Consider the following 22,790-nt stretch of genomic DNA (forward strand, 5'->3'; position numbering starts at 1 on the left):
CCTTCCCGCCTGCGAGTCACACACGCAATCGGTCACACAGGCGAGAGCGGAACCGGGCGGATCAGCCTCCGACCTGGGCGATCCAGTCTTCGAGATTGTAGTAGTTGCTGACGCGCTGGATGCGGCCGTCGTGCACCTCGAAGAATGCACCGCCAGGCAGTACGTACTTCTGTCCACGCGCCTGCGGCAGGCCGGAATCGCTGGCCACGTACTCGCCGTGGACAATGTATTCGGCGGCGGCGCGGGCGCCGTCGGGGGAGACCATGACGACGATGTCGTGCAGTTGCTCGCGATAACTGCGCGCCATGCGCTGCAGGAACGAAGCGAAGGCCTCGCGACCGATCTCGCGCGGGCCCTGGTTGAGATCGTGGATGATGCCGTCGCCCAGCAGTGCCAGCATCGCGTCCCAGTCGGCACGGTTGAACGCGGCGTAGTACGCCAGGATCAGCTCCGTGGCGCGGTCGTGACTGCGCGTGCCGTCGATCTTCATCATCGCGTGTCCTTGCGGGGATCTGGCGCCGTCGAGGGTGGCCGGCATGGCGATGATAGCGGTGCAGCGGGTGCCGGCGAATGTGATCCCTGCCGCCAAAGCCCGAAAGGGCGCGCCTTCGCACGGCCGCCAGACCGTGTTAACGCGGCTCCGACACGCGTGACCTGCCCCGGGTGCTCGGCCGCAGGCGCCGTCAGCCGCGCGCGAACAGCTCCGGCAGCGCATCCGGGTCGACGTTGCCCCCGGAAAGAATGATGCCCACGCGCAGGCCGGCGAACAGGTCCTTTCGGGTCAGCACCGTGGCCAGGGCCAGGGCCGAGGACGGTTCGATGGTCTGCTTGGTGCGCTGCCACAGCAGGCGCATGGCAGCGACGGTGTCGCGATCGTCCGCCGTCAGGACCTCGGCGCCGTGCCGCTTCAGCAGGGCGAAGTTGGGCTCGCCAACGAGCGTGCGCAGGCCATCGCAGATGGTGTCGGGGGTGAACTGGGCGATGCGCTCGCCGCGCTGCATCGACTCCCACGTGTCGGCCGCGCCGGCGGGCTCGGCCAGGTACAGCTTCGTCCGTGGCGACAGGGCGGCAACGCTGAGCGCCGTGCCCGATGCCAGGCCACCACCGCCGACGGGGACGATCAGCGCATCGAACGAAACATCGCCCGACAGCAACTCCAGCGCCGCCGTGCCCTGGCCGGCGATGACGCGGGCATCGGCATACGGGTGCACCAGCTCCGCGCCGGTCTCGGCCTGGATCTGCGCGCACTTGGCTTCGCGGGCCGCGGTGTTCGCCGCGCAGCGATGCAGCACCGCGCCATAGGCCTGGATCGCCGCGACCTTGGCCGCGACCGCGCCCTCGGGCACGACCACGTGGCAGGCGATGCCACGGGTACCTGCGGCCAATGCCAGTGCCGCGCCGTGGTTGCCGGAGGAATGGGTGACCACGCCGCGCGAAGCGTCGGCCTCGCTCAGCGACCAGATCGCATTGCAGGCGCCTCGAAACTTGAAGGCGCCGGCACGCTGCAGGTGTTCGGCCTTGAAATGCAGCTCACAGCCGGCGATCGCATCCAGGCTGCGCGAGCGCAGCACCGGGGTGACATGGGCGTGCGGTGCGATGCGTGCGGCGGCGGCCAGCACGGCATCGAAATCGGGCGCGACAAAAGCGCGCTGCGCGGTCTGCGCGGGGGCGGCGTTGTTCATGCGCAGATGCTAGCGCGACGACGGCCGATTGAGCAGGCTGACCGCCGCCGACCCGGCGACCACCAGGGCCGCGCCGATCCAGCCCAGCGTGGTGATCCGCTCCGGCGCCAGCCATTGCGGCCACAGCGCGTGCACCGCCGCGGCGGCGGCAATGCACAGCAGCGGCGTGGTGGCGAGGATCGCTGACACTCGCGATGCCTCCCAGTGCGCCAGCGCTTCGGCGAATGCGCCATAGGCGCCAATCGTGTTGAAGGCGCAGTACATCAGCATTGCCCAGTGCACCGCGTCCAGGCGCAGCAGGGTAGCCGGATGGGCGAACGGCAGCAGGGCCACGCTGGCGAAGGCGTAGATGAACAGCAATACCTGCATCGAGCCCAGGCGCATCAGCAACTGCTTCTGCAGCAGCGCATAGACCGCCCAGACGATCGCGCCGACCACCACCAGCGCCGAGCCCAGCACATAGCCGGGTGCCCGCGCGCTGGCGGCCAGCTGGTCGGCAAAGAACAAGCCCATGCCGGCCACGAGCAGGCCCAGGCCGAGCCACTGCGCTGCGCGGAAACGCTCGCCGAACACCCACACCCCGCCCAGCGCCATCAGCAGCGGCGCCAGCTGGATCAGCAGCTGGGCGTTGGCCGGCGTGGTGTGCTGGACGCCGAGCAGATAGAAGACGTAGTTGCCGACCAGCATCACCGCCGCCAGCGCCAGCATCGCGCCGCCACGGCGGCCGAGCTGGCCATACCCGCCAAGCTTGCCGCGAGCGCCGAGCCAGGCCGCGGTGACCACGGCCGCCACCAGGAACCGGAACCAGGTCAGGGTGATCGGGTCGAGGACCTCCAGGACCAGCTTCAGCGCAACCGGCAGCGTCGCCCAGCACAGTGCGGTGACAAGGGTGAGCAGCAGTCCCAGCCGCCACTGGCCGGACGCACGGTGCAGGGTCATCGGGCTCTCGCAGACATGGGGCTCTCGCCGAAACAAAGCGTGGCATGCTGGCAGCTGGCTGCGGGCACGGCAATGCGGTTGGATGGAATGCCGGGTTCCGCGGCGCAGCTGAACGCCGGTGCGGTCGCCGCCGTGCAGCGGAAAAAATTAAGGCCGAGTTCAATTCCGCGGCCTGATGCTGACGGCCTGCCCTGGGGGGTTCCGCATCATGATCCGCAAACTCGTTCTTCCAGTACTCGCCACGCTGCTGCTGGCGGGTTGCTATACCGACTACGCCTATCGCGGCCATGGCGGCGCGGGCGACTATTACTACGGCCAGCCCAGCGTCCAGTACCGCTACTACGGCGGCTACGGTGGCGGTTACGGCGGCTACTACGGTGGCTGGGGTGGCTACTACGGCAATCCGTATGGCTACGGCTACCCCTATCGCTACGCCTATCCGTATCGATACGGCTACGGCCCGTACGGCTACCCGGGTGGCCGCTATCCGGGCTACGGCTACGGTTACCCGGGCTACTACGGCCATGGACATGGCCACGGCAACTACCCGAACCGTCCGGGCCGACCTTCGTGGAGTGGTCAGATGCCCCAGCCGGGCACGCAGCCCGGTCCGCGTCCGGGCGGCCAGCCCGGCGTCCGCCCCGGCGGACGGCCGCCCAATGCGAGCAACGAACCGCGCCCGATGCCGCGCCAGGACGCGCCCAGGACACCGACGCGCGGTCGCGAACACGCACCGCGCCAGGAACCGTGACCACGCCACGTTTGGGCTTGCGCAAGCTAGCGGCAATTCACATTTTTCTGCTTGCGTCACGGCGCAACTGACGGCAATCTGCGGACATTGACCGATTGCGTCGCTTTTGGACGTAAATCGCAAAGCGGCTCCGCTTCTATGTCGGCGCCCGGCGAGGAACCACGGATCCCCCCTGTTCCGTCCCCGTCGGGCGTCGGCGCCTAATCCGGCCCAGCGCGCACCGCGCGGCCCTGCAAATCGCAAGCCGACACCAGGCCCGCCAACGCGGGCCTTCGTCTTGTCCGGATATCAAAGAAAGGCCCCTCGGCCCCACTGAGCCCCCACTGGAGGCCCAGCCCCCTTGGTAAGGGGGCGCGGCGGCAGCCGCAGGGATTGGTAAGGGCATCCACGGGGCCCAAGGTTTGCACAGCGAACTTTGGGTTTTTATTGCCTGCGGCAATAAAAAAAGGGGGCCGAACGTCCCCCGACATTCGGCCCCCCGGCTTCCCCCGCGAGCGCTTGGCCAGCCCCTGTTCCAATTCCGGCCGGCGATGAGCGCCTGCCCCGCTGGGTGCATTAGATACAAAGCACGAACCGTGCCAAGTTTCACGTTGGATTCAGGCTGACCGGCAGGGCAAAGCCATGTGGCCTAAAATTCACCAGCGGCCCGAGTTGCCCACCCGCATTGCCCCCAGGATTCGATGAGCCAGAACTTCTACCAGTACGACGTGATCGTGATCGGCGGCGGCCATGCCGGCACCGAGGCCGCGCTCGCGTCGGCCCGCGCCGGCGCCCGCACGCTGCTGCTGACGCACTCGGTGGAGACGGTGGGCGCGATGAGCTGCAACCCGGCCATCGGCGGCATCGGCAAAGGCCACCTGGTCAAGGAAATCGACGCACTGGGCGGCATCATGGCGCGCGCTGCCGACGCGGCCGGCATCCAGTGGCGCCGGCTCAATGCCTCCAAGGGCCCGGCCGTACGCGCCACCCGTTGCCAGGCCGACCGCTCGCTCTATCGCGCCTTCATCCGGCGCGCGGTCGAGAGCCAGCCCAACCTGACCCTGTTCCAGGCCGCGGTCGACGACATCGTCTTCGCCGGCGGCCGCGTCGCCGGTGCGGTCACCCAGACCGGGCTGCGTTTCGAAGCGCCTGCGGTCATCCTCACCGCCGGCACCTTCCTCGCCGGCAAGGTCCACGTCGGCCAGACCACCTATGCCGCCGGCCGTGCCGGCGACCCGCCCGCCGTCGCCCTGGCCGCGCGCCTGCGCGAAGGGCCGTTCGTGGTCGACCGCCTCAAGACCGGTACGCCGCCGCGCATCGACGGCCGCAGCCTCGACTACTCGGTGATGGAAGAGCAGCCCGGCGACGACCCGCGCCCGGTCATGTCCTTCATGGGCAGCCATGCCGACCAGCCGCGCCAGGTCTCGTGCTGGATCACCCATACCAGCGAGCAGACCCACGAGATCATCCGCGGCGCGCTCGACCGTTCACCGCTCTACACCGGCCAGATCGAAGGCATCGGCCCGCGCTACTGCCCCTCGATCGAGGACAAGGTGGTGCGCTTCGCCGAGAAGCCCAGCCACCAGATCTTCGTCGAGCCCGAGGGCCTGGACGTCGCCGAGATCTACCCCAATGGCATCTCGACCTCGCTGCCGTTCGACGTGCAGCTGGCGCTGGTGCGGTCGATCCGCGGTTTCGAGAACGCCCACATCACCCGCCCGGGTTACGCGATCGAGTACGACTTCTTCGATCCTCGCGGGCTCAAGTCGACGCTCGAGACCAAGGCCATGGCGGGCCTGTTCTTCGCCGGCCAGATCAACGGCACCACCGGCTACGAGGAGGCTGCCGCGCAGGGCCTGCTCGCCGGCGTCAACGCCGCGCGTTTCGTGAAAGGCCATGAGGGCTGGTCGCCGCGTCGCGACGAGGCCTATCTGGGCGTGCTCGTCGACGACCTGATCACCCACGGCACCAGCGAGCCCTACCGCATGTTCACCTCGCGCGCCGAATACCGCCTGCAGCTGCGCGAGGACAACGCCGACGCGCGCCTGACCCCGGTTGGACGCGAACTCGGCCTGGTCGACGACGCCCGCTTCGCCCGCTTCGACGCCAAGCGCGAAGCCGTGGCCCGCGAGAACACGCGCCTGGGCGCGGTCTGGGCCGCGCCGGGCAACGCGCTTGGCCGCGAGGCGATGAGCGCGCTGGGCATCGAGATCAGCCGCGAAACCAGCGCGCTGGATCTGCTCAAGCGTCCTGAACTCGATTACGCGAAGTTGATGCAGGTGCCGTCGCTCGGCCCTGCGGTGGACGACGCCGAAGTGGCCGAGCAGGTAGAGATCGGCGTGAAGTACGCCGGCTACCTCGACCGCCAGCGCGAGGAGATCGCCCGCCAGCAGCGCCACGAGACCACGGCGATCCCGCACGACTTCGACTACGCCGCCGTGCGCGGCCTGTCGGCGGAAGTGCAGGGCAAGCTCGAGCGCGTGCGTCCGCAGACCATCGGCCAGGCGCAGCGCATCCCGGGCATGACGCCGGCGGCGATCTCGTTGTTGCTGGTGCACCTGACCCGCGCCCGCCGCGCCCGCGTGGCCTGATCGCGTCGTCGCCCGGCAGTCAGTAGGTGCGCAGTCAGTAGGCGCGCAGTCAGGCCGAATGCTGGCGCCGGAACTCGCCCGGCGAACAACCGGCATCGCGCTTGAAGAACTTGATGAAGTTGGCCGCCTCGCCGAAGCCGAGCTGCTCGGCGATGGTGGCGACCGGCAGTCCGGTCTGTGCGAGCAGGCGCTTGGCCTCCAGGTTGATGCGCGCGGCGATGAAGGCCTTGGCCTGCACGCCCGCCACTTCCAGCGTGGTCCGCGTCAGGCTCCGCTCCGAGCACCCCAGCGCCTTGGCGTACGCGCTCACCTGGTGCTGACTGGCGAAGTTGCCCTCCAGCACCTGCTGGAAGCGGCGGAACCGCTGCAGGCTCACCGTCGATGCCCCCGTCTGCGATGCCTGCCGGCCGTGACTCAGGTGCAGCCGCAACAGCAGTGAATACAGCTGATGGCGAAGCAGCGGGTGCAGTGTTTCGCTGGGCCAGCCCGAGAGCGAGTCGCTGTGCATCTGCATGATCGTGTTCTGCACCGCGTACATCTCGCCGCCATCGAGCGGCGTGTGCGCCGGCAGCGCCTGCAGGCTGGTGTGGGCCCTGAGTTCGTCGATCCGAACCGTGCTCTGCAGCGGCGCCAGGAACTCGGGCCGGAAGATCACCACCCAGCCATTCCATCCGGCCTGCATGTTGAAGTGCAGCGCCTGGCCCGGCCGCAGCGCGAGCAACGATCCCGGCCTGCACGGCACCGGCGAGAAATCGACGGTGAAGTCGAACCCGCCGTCGGTCACGCAGACCAGCATGTGGAAATCGATGCGCTGGGTGGCACGGAAATGGGCATCGTCGACTCGACCGCGCAGGTCGGCCACAGAGAACACCTCCACGTCCAGCCGGTAACCGCCCGCAGGCAGGTAGGCGACGCGCATGATGCTGGCGGCTTGCCGTTTCCGCATTCCAATCTGTCCGGAACTGACTGTTGGCTGTCGCCCGTTGACCTGTGAATCATAGACCGGGTGCGGACAATGACCACCATTCCAGACCGCATGAGAGACACGATCATGACCATGTCGCCGAAAGCGCAGGTGGTGCAGCTGCTCAAGAGCATCGAGACGGGCGATGCCCATCCCGTCGCTTACATCCATCCGGGCCGCTACGTGCAGCACAACCTCGCGGTGGCCGATGGCCTGGCCGGTTTCGGCGACCTGCTGCAGCAACTGCCAAAGGGCAGTGCAAGGGTAAACACCGTGCGCGCGTTCCAGGACGGCGATTTCGTTTTCACGCACACCGACTACGACTTCTTCGGTCCCAGGATCGGCTTCGACATCTTCCGCTTCGACGAGGGCAGGATCGTCGAGCACTGGGACAACCTGCAGGACACGCCAGAGGCGCCGAATCCAGGCGGCCACAGCATGATCGACGGCACGGTGCTGGTCGCCGATCTGGACCGTACGAACGACAACAAGGCGCTGGCGGGCAGGTTCCTCGACGACATCCTCATCCACGGCCGGATGGAGCGGCTGTCGGGCTACTTCGACGGCGACCGCTACATCCAGCACAACCCGCACATCGGCGACGGCCTGGCCGCGCTTGGCAGCGCCTTGTACGCGATGGCCCAGCAGGGCAGGGCGATGAAGTACGACCGCGTCCACCGCCTTCTCGGCGAAGGCAACTTCGTCCTTTCCGTCAGCGAGGGCCACCTGGGCAGCGAGCACGTCGCCTTCTACGACCTGTGGCGGATCGACAACGGCAAGATCGCCGAGCACTGGGACACGATCGAGGCGATCCCGCCACGCGCGCAGTGGAAGAACGGCAACGGCAAGTTCTGACCACGGGTATCCCCCTCGCCGGCGCGACGGGTTAGGCTTGCGCCGATGAAACCCAGCCTGCTCCTGCCCCTGCTGTTCTTGCTGCCGGTCGCCTGCGATCGGACGGCCACGCCCGCCAACGAAACGGCCACCGCGAGCACCGCCGCGACACCAGCATCGGCGAAGCCCGAGGCGCCAAATGCGGCCATAGCCACACCGTGGACACTGCCGTCGGGCCTGACTCCGGCGGCGCAGCCCGACCTGATGCGCGCCCCCGACGGTTCGCTCGTGCTGTCCTGGATCGAGGCCGACGGCGACGCGCATGCGTTGAAGTTCGCGCGCCAGGTGAACGGCAAGTGGAGCGATACAGGGCAGATCGCGCGCGGCGACGACTGGTTCGTAAACTGGGCCGACACGCCGCATATTGCAGTGACGGCCGATGGCGCGCTGTGGGCGCATTGGTTGAAGAAATCGGGCAAGGCGCCGTATGCATACGACGTCGCACTGGTGAGGTCCGGCGACCAGGGACGCACCTGGTCGAAACCGGTGCTGGTGAACGACGACGGCATGCCCTCCGATCATGGCTTCGTATCGCTGTGGCCGGCGGGCCCCGACCGTATCGGCGTGGCCTGGCTCGACGGCCGCAACAGCGGCGGCGGCGATGGCGGACACGGAGGGCATGAAGGCCACCACGGCGGTGCGATGACGTTGCGCGTCGCGTTCTTCGACGCATTGCTGCAGCGGGCCGACGAACGCGAACTCGATGCAATGACCTGCGACTGCTGCCAGACCGACGTTGCTCTCGGCGGCCGCGGCCCGCTGCTGGTGTATCGCGACCGAACGCCCGACGAGATCCGCGACATCGCCGTCACCCGTTTGCAGGACGGCGCGTGGACACCCGCGCACGTGGTCCACGCCGACGGCTGGAAGATGCCCGCCTGCCCGGTCAACGGCCCGGCGGTCGTCGCCGACGGCGATACCGCGCTGGTCGCGTGGTACACCGCGGCCGGCGACATGCCGGCCCTGAAGATCGCGCGCAGCAACGATGCCGGCGACACCTTTGCCGCACCTGTGACGGTAGACCAGGGCGTGCCGGTGCAGGGAAGGGTCGACCTCGCACTCGACAAGAACGTCGCCTGGGTGCTCTGGATGCGCGAAGACGCCGGCGTGCAGTCGCTGCAGCTGGCGCGATACGCACCCGACCTCGGGCGCGAACTGCAGCGCGTCGAAGTGGCGCGGCTGCAGGGTCGCGGCCGCGCCACCGGTTTCGCCCAGCTCGCATTGGCCGATGATGGCGCCTATGTCGTGTGGACCGAAGTCGTTGACGGTAAGCCGCGGCTGCAGGGCCAGCGCTACCGGCTGGCACCGTGAGCCCGGTCATCCACGCCAGTTGCCATTGCCGGCGCCTGGCCGTGGAGGCCACGCTGACCCGGCCATTGCACGACTACGCCCCGCGCGCGTGCGACTGTGAGTTCTGTACCCGGCATGGCGCGGCATGGCTGACCGATCCGGCGGGACGGTTGCGAATGCGCCAGCAAGACGGCAACGCCGCGCTGCACTACCGCCACGGATCGGATCAGGCCGAGTTCATTGCCTGCGCAAGCTGCGCCGTGCTGGTGCTGGCGACCTACCAGAACGATGGTCGTCTATACGCAGCGCTCAACGCCAGAACAGTCGAGGGTGCTCCGGGTTTCGCACCCGAACAGACCGCGCAACCGCGATTGCTGCCGGCCGCGGAGAAGGCGACCCGCTGGCAACAGCTGTGGTTTGGCGACGTCAGGATCGAGACTGCGTAGGCGAGTGGCCCGTCGAACGCAACGCCAGATCAGGTCATTCTGCCGGTTCGGTGGAAGTTATAGAGTCTTCGGACGTTCCCATCCGAGGGTATCGAATTGAAGACGCAGTACTACACCTCCTCCAGTCTTGACGGCTTCCTCGCCACGGAAGACGACTCCCTCGAATGGCTGTTCCCGCTGGCCGATATCGAGCAGACGAGCTATCCATCGTTCATTCAGGGCGTCGGTGCGATCGCCATGGGATCGGCCACTTATGAGTGGATCCTGCGCAACGCCCAGGCGGTTTCGGAGCAGACGGGATCGGCCTGGCCCTACGCACAGCCAACCTGGGTTTTCACCCGTCGAAAGCTTGCGACGGTCGCCGGCGCAAACGTCCATTTCGTCGAGGGCGATGTGAAAGCGGCCCATCAGCAGATGCTCATGGCTGCTGGCGGAAGGAATGTCTGGGTGATGGGAGGCGGAGATCTCGCCGGGCAGTTCCATGACGCCGATCTGCTGGACGAGATCATCGTCCAGATCGGCTCGGTAACGCTGGGACAGGGAAAGCCGCTTTTCCCGCGTCGGGTTCTGAGTCCGCGCCTGTCCCTTGAATCGGTGGCTCAGGTCGGAACGGGGTTTGCCGAGCTGACGTATCGCGTGTCGAAGACCAGGTAGACGTCTCGCCAGAACCAATGGCGCGGCGTTCCAACGAGCACCCCTTCGACGTATTTTCCGCCTTCGCACATGTAGGTGATGCTGCCGTTGAGCGCACCACTTGCATCGAAGTGGCCGATCTCAACTTCATACGCCCGCCGAGCTGACGCAATAGTGCTGGTTGCAAGCAGCGTGACCGCGAGCGAAGACCAGAACAGAACGCGACGACTTCCTTTCATGGCAAATCCCTTCATAGGCCGCCTCATGCGTTCGCGCGCTATTCCGCTTGCCTGCGCCGACGACGCCAGGAGCAAGAGAGATATGCATACCAGTCGCATCGCCGGCTCCTGATGTGGAATGGGTGGTATCCGACCACCGCCCGGCAACCTTACGTACCGTCCGGGTCCAGTGCCAGGTCCCACTGCCTCTGGTACGAGCGCAGCGGACCACCGAAGGGATACGGCGCGCAGGCGCAGCCCCGGACAAACCGGCCCCAGCGCGTCGGCGGCGGCGGGTCGCTGCAAACCATCAGGCGGTCCGGCTGTGAAGGCTCGCCGGCCTCGGTGTCCATGCGGAACAGCAGGGTGTTCCCCGTGTCGACCCACAGCGCGCGGCCCTGTTCGAAATCGTCGACCTGCTCGGCCGTGACCGGCCGCCCCGAGGTTGGAAGATGCTTGAGCCACAGGCGCTTGCGCAGCTCGCGCACCCAGCCGCGCGCCGGGGCCTGCGTGTCCACCACGCCCACGCCCAGCTCGCCGTCGTGCGAGAGACCGCGACGATTGAAGTTGGCCGAGCCGATGACGGCCATGGTGTCGTCGAAGATCCACATCTTCGAGTGCAGCCAGTAGCAGCGGTCCTGTCCGCCCTTGTAAGCCCACAGCGAGATCTTGTCCGGGAAGCGCGCGGCGATGCGGCGCACCAGGTCGCGGCGGCGCTGGTTGGTCTGGAACAGTTCGCCCTGCACCGTGCCCACGCCCGTCGTCAGCACCAGCATGTGCTTGAAGCTCGGCCGGGCGATGGCTTCGGCAAGCGCCTGCAGCAGTTCTTCCTGGCCGCCCATGGCGGCAGAGGCGACGAAGTACTGCTCTTCGACATAGATCGACTCGCGCGTCGCGCGGATGGCCTGGACCAGCAGATCGTGGATCGACGACTCGCCCTTGGGCGCGAAGCTGAACTCGCTGCCGTTCTCGACATCGCGCATGACCTGGGCCATCGACGCGCGCGCATTCTCCGGGCGCAGCACGGTCAGCGGGATGCCGGTGCACGGGTTGCCATAGGTGCGTACCACCTGCACCGCCCGCGCCGTACCCGCACGCGCGTTCACCACGGCGCGCGGCGTTCCAGGAATCGGAGTGCTGCGCTGGCTGGCGTGGCTCCCCCAGCGCGCTGCGAGCGTGGCGTACACGTCGTGGGCGGCCGGTCCGCGCAGTTTCACCTGCACGTCGTGCCACGGCGCCCGCTTGCTCACGGGATCGGCCAGTCGGTCGCGACCGATGTCCATGCCGCCGACGAAGGCGGTCACGCCGTCCGGGGTCAGCACCGCGGCGGCCTTCTGGTGGAAGCAGCCGGGCAGTCGCGTCCGGTCGTCGAGGATGGCGGCGCAACCCGGTTGCCGCCGCAGCCAGTCGGCCGCGGGCGGACTGGGATTGCCGTGATGGCCCGACAGGAGCACGCAGACGCGGGCGCGGGCGGCGCCGGCCTGCTTGAGCAACTCACCCACCGTCTGCTTCGGATCGTCTCCGAGCGGCGTGTCCAGATCGATGCTCCAGCCGGCAAGCAGCACCACGTTGCCTTCACCGGCCGTGCGAAGTGCGTCGCCGAGCGCGCGGTAGTAGTCGACGTAGTGGATGTAGGCGGTGACCTCGTTGTTCTCGCAGGCCGCAGGCGGCTGCCCGCGGCGCGCCTTGGCGATGAACCAGCGGTCCAGCAACTCGCTCATGGCTGCCGCCCTGGGCTAGGCGATGTCGACCGGCTTGGTGTCGACCTCGAGGTCGATGCCACTGGTGGGCGTGTATTCGAACCAGCTTGCGACGAGCGACGCGCCTGCCGCCGAGGAGATGTCGGCATCCAGCTCATCGCCGCCCGCGGCTGCGTCCGCGCCGAAGGAGATGAGGTCGTAGTCGTTGCCGCTGCCCGGGATGTCGTAGACAAGGTCGTTGCCCCAGGCATCGGGATCGGGCGCACCGCCCGGCAGGTCGGCGAGCGTCGCGGGATAGTGACCCTCGTCGACGCGGAACTGCTCGATCTGCGCGATGACCGTTTCCATGTTCTCCCAGGTCCGCCGTTGCTGCGGGTATAGCAGCGGGCGCGCGTGCTTTTCCGGATTGGCCGGCGGGATCCCCATGTAGTTGGTGCGCGCGAAATTTGCGATCTCCTGCGCGATGGGCAGGTACGGCGAAGTGCCCGGACCCTGCAGCGAGCCCGTCTCGACCAGGCGCGTGAAGTCTTCTTCGTAGCCGGGCCGGATGGTCAGCACCACGCGCATGTAGCCGGCACGCAGGAAGCGCTGGTGCTCCGGGTCCGCGCACTCGAACAGCAACTTGTCGCGGCCCTGGTTCTCCGAACCCCAGAAATAGGCATAAGGAAAGTAGAGCAGGTTCTCCCACTCCACCGCCTGCTGCACGAACTTGACCAGCTCGCCAAACAGCAGCGCCTCCGCCCAGTCGGCTTCGACGATGCCGGTGAAGGTGGGGGAGTCTGCGACCGGCCCCGGATTGCCGGTCATGTGGAACTGCTCGTTGGTGAGCAGTCGATCGATGGTCTTCTGCACGCTGCCGGGCGCGTTGGAGTAGCCGCTGGACGGACCCAGCAGCCACAGCATGATCAGGCGCAACATCTCTTCGCGCTCGATGCGGCGCAGCGAAAGCGTGTCCTTGGCAGTGAGGTCGCGCCAGAGACGGTCGCGCTCGACCTGCAGCCGGCTCATCCGATCCTGGTACTGGGCGCGTGCCGCGGCGTGGATGGCGTCCCACACCCGTCGCCGCCAGTCCACGTAGACCGCATGCGTGCGCGAGTAGGTGACATCGAGCACCAGCGCGGCCGACAGGATGGTCTGGTACATGCATACGCCGGTGAGATGGCCGGTGGCGCCCTTGAAGTGGTTGAAGTCGCCGATCGCTTCGTTCAGCGGGAACGCCGGCGGCTTGTGAAAGATGGTGTTGCCGCTGTACCAGCGGAAGTGCCACGCTTCGCCGGTCCAGCGGTTGATGTGCGCGGTGGCGGTGGCGGCAAGGAACTCGTAACCCGCGGGTACATCGAACTCGAACTTGAAGTAGCCGACGTTGTGCCGGTCGTCCTCGGCGATCGGCCCGATCGTATTGCTCAGGCTCTGCTTGACCTGCTCGTCGGGGAGGTCGGGCAAGCCCAGCGCGCCGACCTTTTCGCCCTCGTCCACGTAGTTGAGCGTGGTGAGGTCCTCCGGCTGCAGCGCGAAGACAAACGGAACCTGCAGTTCGGCATCAATCGCGGCCAGTCGCCGCCAGCGCGCCCACAGCCGTACTCCGGGGGTCGGGATGGCGACGTCGTAGGTCATCCGCAGGCCATAGCGGAAGAGGTCGGTCTTCCACTTGCGCATCATCTTGTAATAGTCGATGCGCCGCGCATTGGCAGTGGGGTTGGTGATCGTGCGGAAGCTCCTGTCCTCGGTGCCCTTGCTGCTCTCGAGCTTGATGGAGACCTTGTGCTCCTGGCGCGAGCGGGCCGAGGCCTTCTCCGTCACTTCCTTGATCTGGTGCATCGAACTGCTCAACGAGTCGTGGGTCTCGTTGTTGTTGTTCAGGCCAAGGGTGGTGGTCAGCGACACCGGGCCATAGCTGCCGGTGAGCGTGGAACCGAAGCTGAGCGCATCGGCATGCCGGGCCTCGTTCTGGGTCGACATCGAGGCGTCCGTCTTCTCGGCGACGCCACGCTCGCTGTAGCTCTCGAAGGCGTCCTGGACGATGTCTTCGTAGGTCTGGGAAGACGTCGACCACTCCTTGTGCGAAACCGTCACTGTCTCGCCGGGCGCCATCGGCACGGTGAAGACGAGTTCGCCGCGTTCCACGCCCGCCGGGTACATCTCCAGGCGCTCCAGGTGCAGGCGGCCGACCGGAGACACCTTGATCTGCTGCGCGAAGGCCTCCCGCACCATGTCGAAGGCGCCGGTGCGCTGGGTGCCGCGCAGTGCGGCCACCTGGTCGGCGATCGCGACCAGGCGCTCGGCCGGCACGCGCGCGAGGCCGGCGGCGGCCTCGAGGTGCGAAGCCGTCTCGAGCTGAGCCACGGCGTGCAGCGTCTCGCGAACACCGGGATCGTGCGCAGTCGAGTGTTCCCGCAGGCGCTGCAACTCCGGCGACGTGACCCGCAGGGCGCGCACGAACGCCAGCTTGCGCAGCGCGCCTTCAGGCTGCGCCGCGGCCGCTTCCTGGTCGTTGGCCGTCAGCTTGGTGGTGACGTGGTTGGCGGTGAACAGAAGCCGCTTGCTGTTGGTCCGTTCCATCGAATCGCTCCTTTGCCATCCGTGGAATGAACACGGCCATTGGGATCGAACGCGATGGCGCGGACGCACAGGCCACCTGTGCGGACCCGCCGACGGGCGGTTGCGGCAGCCCTATTTCTGCGCGATATCCAGATGCGTCAGGTAGAGCCGCAGATCGAACTCCAGCTGGTGGTAGTCCGGTTCCATGTGCGCGCACAGCTGATAGAAGGCCTTGTTGTGTTCGGCTTCCTTCATGTGCGCCAGTTCATGCACGACGATCATCTTCAGGAACTGCGCGGGCGCATCACGGAACACCGTGGCGATGCGGATCTCGCGGCTGGCCTTGAGCTTGCCTCCGTGTATCCGCGAGATCGCAGTGTGGGTTCCGAGCGCGTGCTTCATCACCTGCAGCTTGCTGTCATAGATCACCTTGCCCAGCGGCACCGACTTGCGCAGGTGGCGGTCCTTGAGCGCCTGCACGTATTCATAAAGCTGGCCGTCGCTGCGCACGGCGTGCGGCTGGGGGTACTTGCCGGACAGCACCGTGCCCAGTCGATCGTGTTCGATCAGTTCGCGCACCCGCGCCTGCAGGTGCTGCGGATAGCCGGCGAGGTACTTCAGGTCTTCCATCGGCGGGGATCGAGGCGGGAGGCGGGGTCGGTGGGTATGATGGGCCGGAAATCCACGGCAAGAAACCGCGACATGGCAAAGGCGAATCCGCTCCAGGAACAGCTGCTCAAGGCCGGACTGGTCAAGAAGTCCAAGCTGGCCGAGGTGGCGCGCGAGCAGAACAAGGCCCGGCACGCCAAAGGCCCGTCTGGGCCGAGCGAGATCCAGCTGGAAGCCGAGCGGGCGCGCGCCGAGAAGGCCGAGCGCGACCGCGCACTGGCGGCAGAACGCAAGGCGCAGGCGCGCATCACCGAGCTTCGTGCCCAGGCGCGACAGATCATCGAGGACCGCAAGGTGCCGCGCTCGGGCGAGAGCGAGTACCGCTTCACCGCGGACGGCGCCATTCGCACGTTGCTGATCGACGGCGACCTGCGCAAGAAGCTGTCGTCCGGCGTGCTGGTGATCGCCCGCATCGACGAACGTTACGAGCTGCTGCCACGCGCGGCCGCCGACAAGGTGCGCGAACGTGATGACAGCATGATCGTGCTCGATCATGGCCAGGACGCCAGCGCCGAGCCCACCGCGGCTTCGTCTGAAGACGACGAGTACTACGCGCAGTTCAAGGTGCCGGACGACCTGATCTGGTGATCGCGCGCCCTGCAAGCTGAACCATTAAGGGACGTGTAGACCCGTTTTGCATTTCACGCACGGTCCGCTTACGCGCGGACGGCGACCCTGCCAGTCCGGCAGCGTCAATGCCAACCGCGAGGAATGCGTCCATGACCCATGCGTCGACCCATACGTCCGAACCGTCCACCGCACCTGCAGTCGATCTGAGCCGCTATCTGGGCACGTGGTACGAGATCGCCCGCCTGCCCATGCGGTACGAGCCGGAGGACTACAGCAACATCACCGCGACCTACTCGTTGAACCCCGATGGCACGGTCAAGGTCGACAATCGCGCCGTCAATGGCAAAGGCGAGGGCGAGCAGTCGGTGGGTGAAGCGGTCGTGGTCGACGGCAGCGGCAACGCGAAACTGGAAGTGAGCTTCATGCCCGACGGCCTGAAGTGGGTGCCCTTCACCAAGGGCGATTACTGGATCCTGCGCGTGGACGATGCGTATCGAACCGCGCTGGTCGGCTCCCCCGATCGCAAGTACCTGTGGCTGCTCGCGCGCGAACCTGCCTTGCCCGAAGCCGAGCAGCAGGACTTCCTGGCCACCGCACGCCAGCAGGGATTCGAACTCGACAAGCTGATCCGCACGCCGCAACGCGCAGCGCCGCATTACTCCCCTTGAGGGGAGGGCGGCGCATCGCCTCTCCCGACGCGCCGCTTCAGGCCTCGACGGCGTAGAGCTTCAGCTGCTCGGCATCGGCGGCCAGCTGCACGGTGTCGCGGAAGTTGAAGCCAATGCGTTCGAGTACCTTGATCGAAGCGTTGTTGCCGGGCGCGACAATGGCCAGGAGCTGCGGCATCGCCAGCGTGCGAAGCGCGTGGTCGCGCACGGCCTGGCAGGCCTCCAGCGCATAGCCCTGACCCCAGTGCCGCGGCAGGAAGGCATAGCCGATGTCGGCGGCCGGAAGGGTGTCGCGGCGGATGATCCCGCACGTACCCACCGGGATGCGCGAGTCCTTGAGTTCGACCAGCCACAGGCCGTAGCCATTGCGCGCATAGCTGTCGCCTGGACCGGTTCGGATGTAGTTCACCGCGCTGGCCAGGTCGCTGACGCCGCGGTCACCGATGTTCTCCAGGAACGAGGGATCCGTCAGCAATTCGAGGATGAAGGGCGCATCGGATTCGTCGATCTCGCGAATGTTCAGTCGTGCGGTCTGCAGTACCTGGGTCATGCGTTCCTACTTCTCCTTTCGCCAGTTCAACGACGCCCGGTTCTCCAGCGTGCTTGATTCGATCTGCACGTCGAAACCCTTGCGCAGCAGGTATTTCAGCATCACCACCTGGCCGGTGCCAAGCAGCGACACGCCGTAGCCGACATACAGTCGCGGCGAGATGTGCTTGCCCACGCCGAGCACGCTGCCGCCCAGCGCGCGGCTGTCGCTCACACCGGCATCGTCCAGGCCGAGTTTGGCGCCGAGCTGCGAGGCGATCAGGCTGCCGCCGGCCGACAGCGCGGCGCTGGCAGCGTTGAGCTGCTTGCTCTCATCGCTGCTGGCGCTTGCCAGCGGCCGCCCCAGGGTCAGGTAGGCCAGGGCCTCGGACTGCGAGCTGGCCGGGTCCGACCACACCAGCGCAGTCGGCGCGCTGGCGCGGCCGCGGATGTCGACGCCGGCGGTGACATCGCCGACCACGCGCTCGGCGCGGATGTTGAGGATCGGGTCGGCAACCGGCCCGTTCGACCACGACAGTTCGCCACGGGTGATGTCGAGTTTCTGGCCATAGGCCTTGTACCGGCCCTGCACCTGCAGCTGGCCGCTGGCGGTCATCTCGCGCCCGGGGTGCGAGCGCACGCGCATCTTGCCGCCGAGGCTGCCGTCCAGGCCGAAACCGTTGAGGCGGACGTCGTCGCCCAGGGCCAGGGTCAGGTCGAGTTCGAGCGGCGTATCGCCGGTGTCCTCGGGGTCTTCCGGATCGAGCACCACCACGTCCGGCGACGCCGACACGCCCTGGTCGAGCCGCTCGAGGTCGATCTTGGCCGACGGCACGGTAACGGTGCCGGTGACCTGCAGCGGCTGCTTGGCGGCGTAGCGCACTTCGATGTCGGGACTGGCCACGGCATGCAGGTCGCGCGTGTCCGACACCAGCACGTTCTGCCCGCGCAGCGTCAGCGTCAGCGGCGCGTCCATGTTCTGCCAGTTCAGCGAGCCGTCGATGTTGAGGATGCCTTCGCCCGAGCGCACCTGGCCGTCGATGCGCGCGCTGCCGTCGGCGAGCGCGTTGAGACGCACGTCACCATCCTCCAGCACGATGGCCAGCGACGGCAGCTCGGTGGTGAACTGGGACAACCGCGCCTGGCCACCCAGCTGCGGGCGCGCGCGCGTGCCGGCCAGGCTGATCCGCGCATCGAGCCGGCCCTTGGGCTCGACGATGTCCGGTGAGAACAGCTCCATCCACACCAGTTCGTCGGTATTGACCGAGACCTCGCCGGCGATGGGCGCGAAGTCGTCCCAGCCGGTGGCGATGCGTGCATCGATGTGGCCGCCGCTGTTGAAGGCGGTGGACAGTTCGGCATGGATCCGTTTGGGATCGAAGGTCGCGTTGAGCACGAGGTTGTCGTAACTCAGCATCTCGCGCCGCGCACGCTCGCTGTTCTTCAGGCCGCCACCGGCCGAGCGCAGATTGAACTGGCCGCGCCAGGCATTGCCGAGCGGTCGCAGCTGGCCTTCGAACGAGACATCGCCGCGCAGCAGCCAGGGCCGGCGTTCCTCACGCTCGGGCAGGTACGGCACCAGCAGGCTCAGCGGCAGCGACTGGCCGCGCAGGTCCAGCCCGCGTCGCGGCCAGTCGGCATTCGCGCACAAAGAGCCGCCGCCGGTGGAGGTGAAGCAGCTGTTGCTCAGCGCGCCGTTGCGGCCGTCCCAGCGGAAGCGCGCGGCCTGCTGCAGGCGCCATGACGCGCCCTTGGCCGGCGTCAGCTGGAACGAGGCAAGCGCGCCTTCCCAGGTCGTGCCGCGCTTGAGCGTGTTGCCCGACAGCGTCAACGTGCCGATATCGCCGCGTGCCTCGCCCTGCAGCTGCAGGGCTTCGACCGCGCCGCGCGCGTCGACCGTCAGCGACGACAGCGGCAGGCCGACGTCGAGACCGCTGGCGCGCACCGCGATCGCACCGCTGCCGCGCTGCCACGGCAGCCGGCCCTTGGCGCTGAACATGTCGGCGCGGTAATCGCCGTACTTCAGGCCGCTGCCGGTGAGGTCGGCGACCACATCCGGCGCGGTGCGCGGGCCGCCGAGCTTGAGCGTGCCGCGCAGCGTGCCGGCACCCTCAGGCAGAAGGTCGCTGAGCACGAGCGGGCTGAACTTCGCATCGATGTCGAGATTGCTGGCTACCTTCCCCTTCGCGTCGATGCGGCTTCCGCCGAGCGAGAGCGCAACATCGCCTTCGTAGGCGGTCTCGCCGCCTGCGGTGCCGGCGCCGTGCATGGCAAAGCGGCCTTGCCCCTTCAACGGACGGTTACGCAGGCGGCCGCCCAGGTCGGTGGCATCCGCGCCGATCTCGAGGCCGCCGTCGGCGCGCGTGCTGCCCCTGGTCGCCAGCTTGCCGTTGATCGAGCCCTTCCAGTCCGGCGCGAAGTAACCCGGGTCGAAACCGGCGAGTCGGGCATTGATGTCCCAACCCAGTGCCGGCGCCCAGGCGATGTCGCCGCTGCCGTCGAGCGTACCGCTGGGCATCGTCGCCTTGAGCGTCTTGAGCGTCATGCCCTCGTCGTTGCCGCGGCCGTCGAACTGCACCACCGCCTTCTCGCCATCGCGGGTGAGCGTGGCGTTGCCGATCGCCGCCCACGCCTTGAGCGTGCCGGCGAAGCCGAGGTCGGCGTCGGCGCCGATCGTCGGCGACGCTTCGGCGCCGCCGCCAGCGGTCTGCGCGGCGCCCTTCTCGCCGCCCCAGCGCAGGTCGCGTGCGTTGATGGCGAAACGGAAGCTGGCGTTCTCCGCGTCCTTGAAATCGGCATGGCCGCGCAGCGTGGCGGTGCCGTCGAACACGCGCAGCGCCAGCGGCTGCACATCGAGCACCTGGTTCTCCAGGCGCACCTTCGATGGCAGCACCGTCGCCACCAGGTCGCCCTGGCGGAATTCGCCACGCAGGTTGGCGTTGCCGCCGACGCCATCGGCGCTGAAGCTGCCGATCACCAGCTGGTCGGTATCGGCCTTCTCCGCGCCGGTCACCAGGCCCAGGTCGAGGCCTTCGGCGTCGACCACCACGTTCCAGCGCGGATCTTCCTTGCCGCGCAGCACCAGGCTGGCGTGCAACGGCGCGGGAACATGGCCGGCAACGGCGACGTTCATCCGCGACAGGTCGCCGCGCGCAACCAGGCCGATGCGCGCCGGCGTGCGGCCGTCGGCGGCGGCGAGCAGGCCGCTCGCGGTGAGGCTGGTGCGGTAGTCCTCGCGCGGGACGTAGTCGCCGTTGAGGTTGAAGCGACCGTAGTCGCTGTCCAGGTACAGGTGCTCGACGTGCAACTTGCCCTGCTGCGCGTCCAGTCCGGTGCGCAGCGTGCGCACGTTGATCAGCTTCTCGCCCTCCTGGGTCACCAGGAAGCGGTCGACGCGAACGTCATCGGCCTGCAGCTCCAGCGGCGGCGCGATCTCCGGCAGCACCTCCGGCCAGCGTGGAAGCTCGAAGGGCTCGTCGCTCTTGGGCAACTCCAGGTGCGCGTTGGCGATCTGCAGCGCGTCCAGTCGCAGGCGCTTGCGGATCAACGGCCGGATCGCAGGGTCCAGGTGCACGCGGTCGGCGGTGAAGACGATGCGGTCGTAGGTGAAGCGCACGCCGTTCATGGTCAGCGGGCCCGACAGCGGGCCATCCACCGATCGCCACGACAGCGCTGCGTTCTCGGGCAAGCGCGCAACGATCTGCGCCAGCAGCAGGTCGCGGCCGCCGATGCTGGTCAGCAGCCAGTAGACGAACGCGGCCAGCAGCAGCGTCAACACGCCGGCGAGCAGGCTGCCGCGGATCGCCAGCCACCGCAGCCGCGCGCGCCGGCGCTGGCGCAGCTCGGCGATGCGCTCCTCGTGCCGATCCGAAGGCATTGGGGCGGGAGGGGTCTGGCTGGAGCCTTGTGGCGTCTTTTCGCTCATGCGTACCTCCTCACCAGTCCGCGCCGATGTTGAGGTAGATCTCGTAGTTCGAATCGGGATCCTTCAGGCCGTGCGCGATGTCGAAGCGCACAGGCCCCACCGGCGACTTCCAGCGTACGCCGAAGCCGACGCCGGTGTGTATGTCGGGCGTGTCGTCGAACGCATCGCCGGCATCGACGAAGCCCGCAGCGCCCCAGGTGTCGTTGAAATAGTGCTCGAACTCGACCGAACCGGTGAGCACGTTCTTCGCACCCAGTGCGTACTTCTTGCCGTCGCTGCCGATCGTGGTGGGGCCTACTTCACGATAGGCGTAGCCACGGATGCTGCGGTCGCCACCGGCGAAGAAGCGCAGGCTCGGCGGCATGTCGACCAGGGCATTGGTGAACGTGCCACCGGCTTCGCCGCGCACGATCAGGCGATTGAATGCGCCCATGCCGTGATACCAGCGCGCCACCCCCCAGGTCTGCAGGAAGTTGGCATCGGAGCCGACACCTTCAAGCCCGCCGCGAACCTCCACGGTGATGCCGACCGCCTTGCGCGGGAAGATCCGGTCATCGGCGTCGATGTAATCCGCGCGCAGCGACGGATACAGGAACGTCGCGCTGCGGTACTGCACCGGCGTGGAGGCGTCGCCATCGTCGTCGGCCACGTACGCCCAGCGCTCGCGCAGCGCATGTATCGAGGCGATCGCGTTGAGTCGGCGGCTGATCTGGCCGCTGCGGCTGGCGACCAGCTCGACCTTGCGCGTGTCGATGTAGTCGCTCTGCTCGTCGTAATACTGGGCACTGAAGGTGTACCAGCCATCGAGCCAGGCGAAGGCGGGGATGCGGTACTGCGCGGTCGCGGTCTTGCGCTCCTCGTTCCAGTCGATCTGCCCCAGGGCCTTGTGGCCGCGGTCGTTGACGTAGCGGCGCTCCATGCCCAGGCGCACGCCGGCGCCGCTGTCGGTGCCGTAGCTGACGCCGGCGGTGTAGACGGTGCGCTTGGCAGGCGTCAGCGTCACCAGCACCGGCACTTCGTTGTCGACCGCCTTGTCGGGGTCGGGCTCGATCTCGATGCTGGAGAAATAGTCCAGGCGCGCCAGCGACTCGCGGAAGCGGTCGAGCTTGCCCTGGTGGTAGTAGCTGCCCTGTTCCCAGTACACCAGGCGCTCGAGCAGGCTGTCGCGGATGATGTGCTGCGGCGTCTGCACGAACGTGATCGGGCCCATGTCGTAGCGGCCGCCGCTGGTCCAGACCAGGTCGATGTCGGCGGCATGCTCGGCGCGCGTGACCTCGACGCGGCGCGAAGAGAAGTCGGCGTCGAAGTAGCCGCGCTCGGCCAGGCGCCGGGTGATCTTGGTCTTGCTGGCTTCGTACTGCGCGTGATCGAAAATGTCGCCCTTCTGCGGGCGGAACACCGACAGGTCTTCCTTCAGGTAACGGTCCTCGCTGCCCTCGCCGATGATGGCGATATCGGCGCGGCGCACGCGCACCGGCTCGTCGAGCGACACCGTCACGATGACCCTGGTGTTGTCGCCGCTGCCCTCGCGCGTGACCTCGATCTTGGGCGAGTAATAGCCGAACGGCTCCAGCGCCTCGCGCGTTTCGTCGTCGGCCTCGCGGACCAGGTAACCCAGGCGCCGCCCCGACAGCTCCTTGTCGATTGCCTGCACCAGCGACAGCGCGCCGCGCACGTTCAGCGTCTTCGCTTCGTCGAGGCCGCGAATGTCCACGGCCGTGACCTTCGCCGCCTGGGCGGTGCCGGCTGCGGCGATCGTCAACACGGCGGTGGCCAACAAGCGGTACGTGGGGCGCATCGATGCA

At 67.7% G+C, this 22,790-nt stretch carries 19 protein-coding genes; 8 read left to right on the forward strand and 11 right to left on the reverse strand.

Annotated elements, in window-relative coordinates; genetic code table 11:
• Positions 1 to 61: 61 nt before the first annotated feature.
• From AC1DER_RS09760 to AC1DER_RS09770, 3 genes are all read right to left on the reverse strand, one after another.
• Positions 62 to 490, reverse strand: a complete 429-nt coding sequence (locus AC1DER_RS09760) for a ketosteroid isomerase-related protein (protein WP_441815850.1) — start codon at positions 488 to 490, stop codon at positions 62 to 64.
• Between the two features lie 193 nt (positions 491 to 683).
• On the reverse strand, positions 684 to 1,682 hold the full coding sequence (locus AC1DER_RS09765) for a threonine ammonia-lyase (RefSeq protein ID WP_477247417.1): 999 nt from the start codon (positions 1,680 to 1,682) through the stop codon (positions 684 to 686).
• 9 nt (positions 1,683 to 1,691) lie between these two features.
• The gene (locus AC1DER_RS09770; protein WP_477247415.1) at positions 1,692 to 2,621 is read right to left on the reverse strand and encodes a DMT family transporter; all 930 of its coding nucleotides are present in this window, start codon (positions 2,619 to 2,621) and stop codon (positions 1,692 to 1,694) included.
• Between the two features lie 208 nt (positions 2,622 to 2,829).
• Between AC1DER_RS09770 and AC1DER_RS09775 the strand changes: the two genes are divergently transcribed.
• Both AC1DER_RS09775 and mnmG read left to right on the forward strand, forming a co-directional pair.
• Positions 2,830 to 3,372: a hypothetical protein gene (locus AC1DER_RS09775; RefSeq protein WP_477247413.1), complete on the forward strand. Its 543-nt coding sequence runs from the start codon at positions 2,830 to 2,832 to the stop codon at positions 3,370 to 3,372.
• A 680-nt stretch (positions 3,373 to 4,052) separates the two neighbouring features.
• Complete coding sequence (gene mnmG / locus AC1DER_RS09780) at positions 4,053 to 5,942, forward strand: tRNA uridine-5-carboxymethylaminomethyl(34) synthesis enzyme MnmG (protein WP_477247411.1); 1,890 nt, start codon at positions 4,053 to 4,055, stop codon at positions 5,940 to 5,942.
• A gap of 49 nt (positions 5,943 to 5,991) precedes the next feature.
• Here the strand turns inward: mnmG and AC1DER_RS09785 are convergent, their stop codons facing one another.
• Positions 5,992 to 6,888: an AraC family transcriptional regulator gene (locus AC1DER_RS09785; protein ID WP_477247409.1), complete on the reverse strand. Its 897-nt coding sequence runs from the start codon at positions 6,886 to 6,888 to the stop codon at positions 5,992 to 5,994.
• A gap of 90 nt (positions 6,889 to 6,978) precedes the next feature.
• Here AC1DER_RS09785 and AC1DER_RS09790 point away from each other — a divergent pair, with 90 nt between their 5' ends.
• The 4 genes from AC1DER_RS09790 to AC1DER_RS09805 all read left to right on the forward strand — a co-directional run bounded on the left by AC1DER_RS09790 (position 6,979) and on the right by AC1DER_RS09805 (position 10,190).
• Positions 6,979 to 7,761, forward strand: a complete 783-nt coding sequence (locus AC1DER_RS09790; RefSeq protein ID WP_477357917.1) for a nuclear transport factor 2 family protein — start codon at positions 6,979 to 6,981, stop codon at positions 7,759 to 7,761.
• A 45-nt stretch (positions 7,762 to 7,806) separates the two neighbouring features.
• The gene (locus tag AC1DER_RS09795) at positions 7,807 to 9,111 is read left to right on the forward strand and encodes a sialidase family protein (protein WP_477247405.1); all 1,305 of its coding nucleotides are present in this window, start codon (positions 7,807 to 7,809) and stop codon (positions 9,109 to 9,111) included.
• Entirely contained in the window at positions 9,108 to 9,536 is a 429-nt protein-coding gene (locus AC1DER_RS09800; RefSeq protein ID WP_477247403.1) for a GFA family protein, read from the forward strand. The genes AC1DER_RS09795 and AC1DER_RS09800 overlap by 4 nt, the downstream gene beginning before the upstream one ends.
• Positions 9,537 to 9,632: 96 nt before the next feature.
• Positions 9,633 to 10,190, forward strand: coding sequence for a dihydrofolate reductase family protein (locus tag AC1DER_RS09805; protein WP_477247401.1), 558 nt, complete (start codon positions 9,633 to 9,635; stop codon positions 10,188 to 10,190).
• Here AC1DER_RS09805 and AC1DER_RS09810 read toward each other — a convergent pair.
• The 4 genes from AC1DER_RS09810 to AC1DER_RS09825 all read right to left on the reverse strand — a co-directional run bounded on the left by AC1DER_RS09810 (position 10,136) and on the right by AC1DER_RS09825 (position 15,255).
• On the reverse strand, positions 10,136 to 10,423 hold the full coding sequence (locus AC1DER_RS09810; RefSeq protein WP_477247399.1) for a hypothetical protein: 288 nt from the start codon (positions 10,421 to 10,423) through the stop codon (positions 10,136 to 10,138). The genes AC1DER_RS09805 and AC1DER_RS09810 overlap by 55 nt on opposite strands.
• A 134-nt stretch (positions 10,424 to 10,557) precedes the next feature.
• Positions 10,558 to 12,108, reverse strand: a complete 1,551-nt coding sequence (locus AC1DER_RS09815) for a phospholipase D-like domain-containing protein (protein WP_477247397.1) — start codon at positions 12,106 to 12,108, stop codon at positions 10,558 to 10,560.
• Positions 12,109 to 12,123: 15 nt separating this feature from the next.
• On the reverse strand, positions 12,124 to 14,646 hold the full coding sequence (locus tag AC1DER_RS09820) for a type II secretion system protein GspG (protein WP_441815565.1): 2,523 nt from the start codon (positions 14,644 to 14,646) through the stop codon (positions 12,124 to 12,126).
• A 111-nt stretch (positions 14,647 to 14,757) separates the two neighbouring features.
• Positions 14,758 to 15,255: a M48 metallopeptidase family protein gene (locus AC1DER_RS09825; RefSeq protein ID WP_477247395.1), complete on the reverse strand. Its 498-nt coding sequence runs from the start codon at positions 15,253 to 15,255 to the stop codon at positions 14,758 to 14,760.
• Between the two features lie 72 nt (positions 15,256 to 15,327).
• Between AC1DER_RS09825 and AC1DER_RS09830 the strand changes: the two genes are divergently transcribed.
• Both AC1DER_RS09830 and AC1DER_RS09835 read left to right on the forward strand, forming a co-directional pair.
• Entirely contained in the window at positions 15,328 to 15,882 is a 555-nt protein-coding gene (locus AC1DER_RS09830) for a DUF2058 domain-containing protein (protein WP_441815563.1), read from the forward strand.
• A 131-nt stretch (positions 15,883 to 16,013) separates the two neighbouring features.
• On the forward strand, positions 16,014 to 16,532 hold the full coding sequence (locus tag AC1DER_RS09835) for a lipocalin family protein (protein ID WP_477247392.1): 519 nt from the start codon (positions 16,014 to 16,016) through the stop codon (positions 16,530 to 16,532).
• A 37-nt stretch (positions 16,533 to 16,569) separates the two neighbouring features.
• Here the strand turns inward: AC1DER_RS09835 and AC1DER_RS09840 are convergent, their stop codons facing one another.
• Genes AC1DER_RS09840 through AC1DER_RS09850 form a run of 3 tightly spaced genes read right to left on the reverse strand, consistent with a single transcriptional unit; the run spans position 16,570 to position 22,783 of the window.
• On the reverse strand, positions 16,570 to 17,082 hold the full coding sequence (locus tag AC1DER_RS09840) for a GNAT family N-acetyltransferase (RefSeq protein ID WP_477247390.1): 513 nt from the start codon (positions 17,080 to 17,082) through the stop codon (positions 16,570 to 16,572).
• Positions 17,083 to 17,088: 6 nt separating this feature from the next.
• Positions 17,089 to 20,985, reverse strand: a complete 3,897-nt coding sequence (locus AC1DER_RS09845) for a translocation/assembly module TamB domain-containing protein (protein WP_477247388.1) — start codon at positions 20,983 to 20,985, stop codon at positions 17,089 to 17,091.
• 10 nt (positions 20,986 to 20,995) lie between these two features.
• Complete coding sequence (locus AC1DER_RS09850; RefSeq protein ID WP_477247386.1) at positions 20,996 to 22,783, reverse strand: autotransporter assembly complex protein TamA; 1,788 nt, start codon at positions 22,781 to 22,783, stop codon at positions 20,996 to 20,998.
• Positions 22,784 to 22,790 lie beyond the last annotated feature (7 nt).

It is taken from the genome of Lysobacter sp. 05T417 (assembly GCF_056396405.1).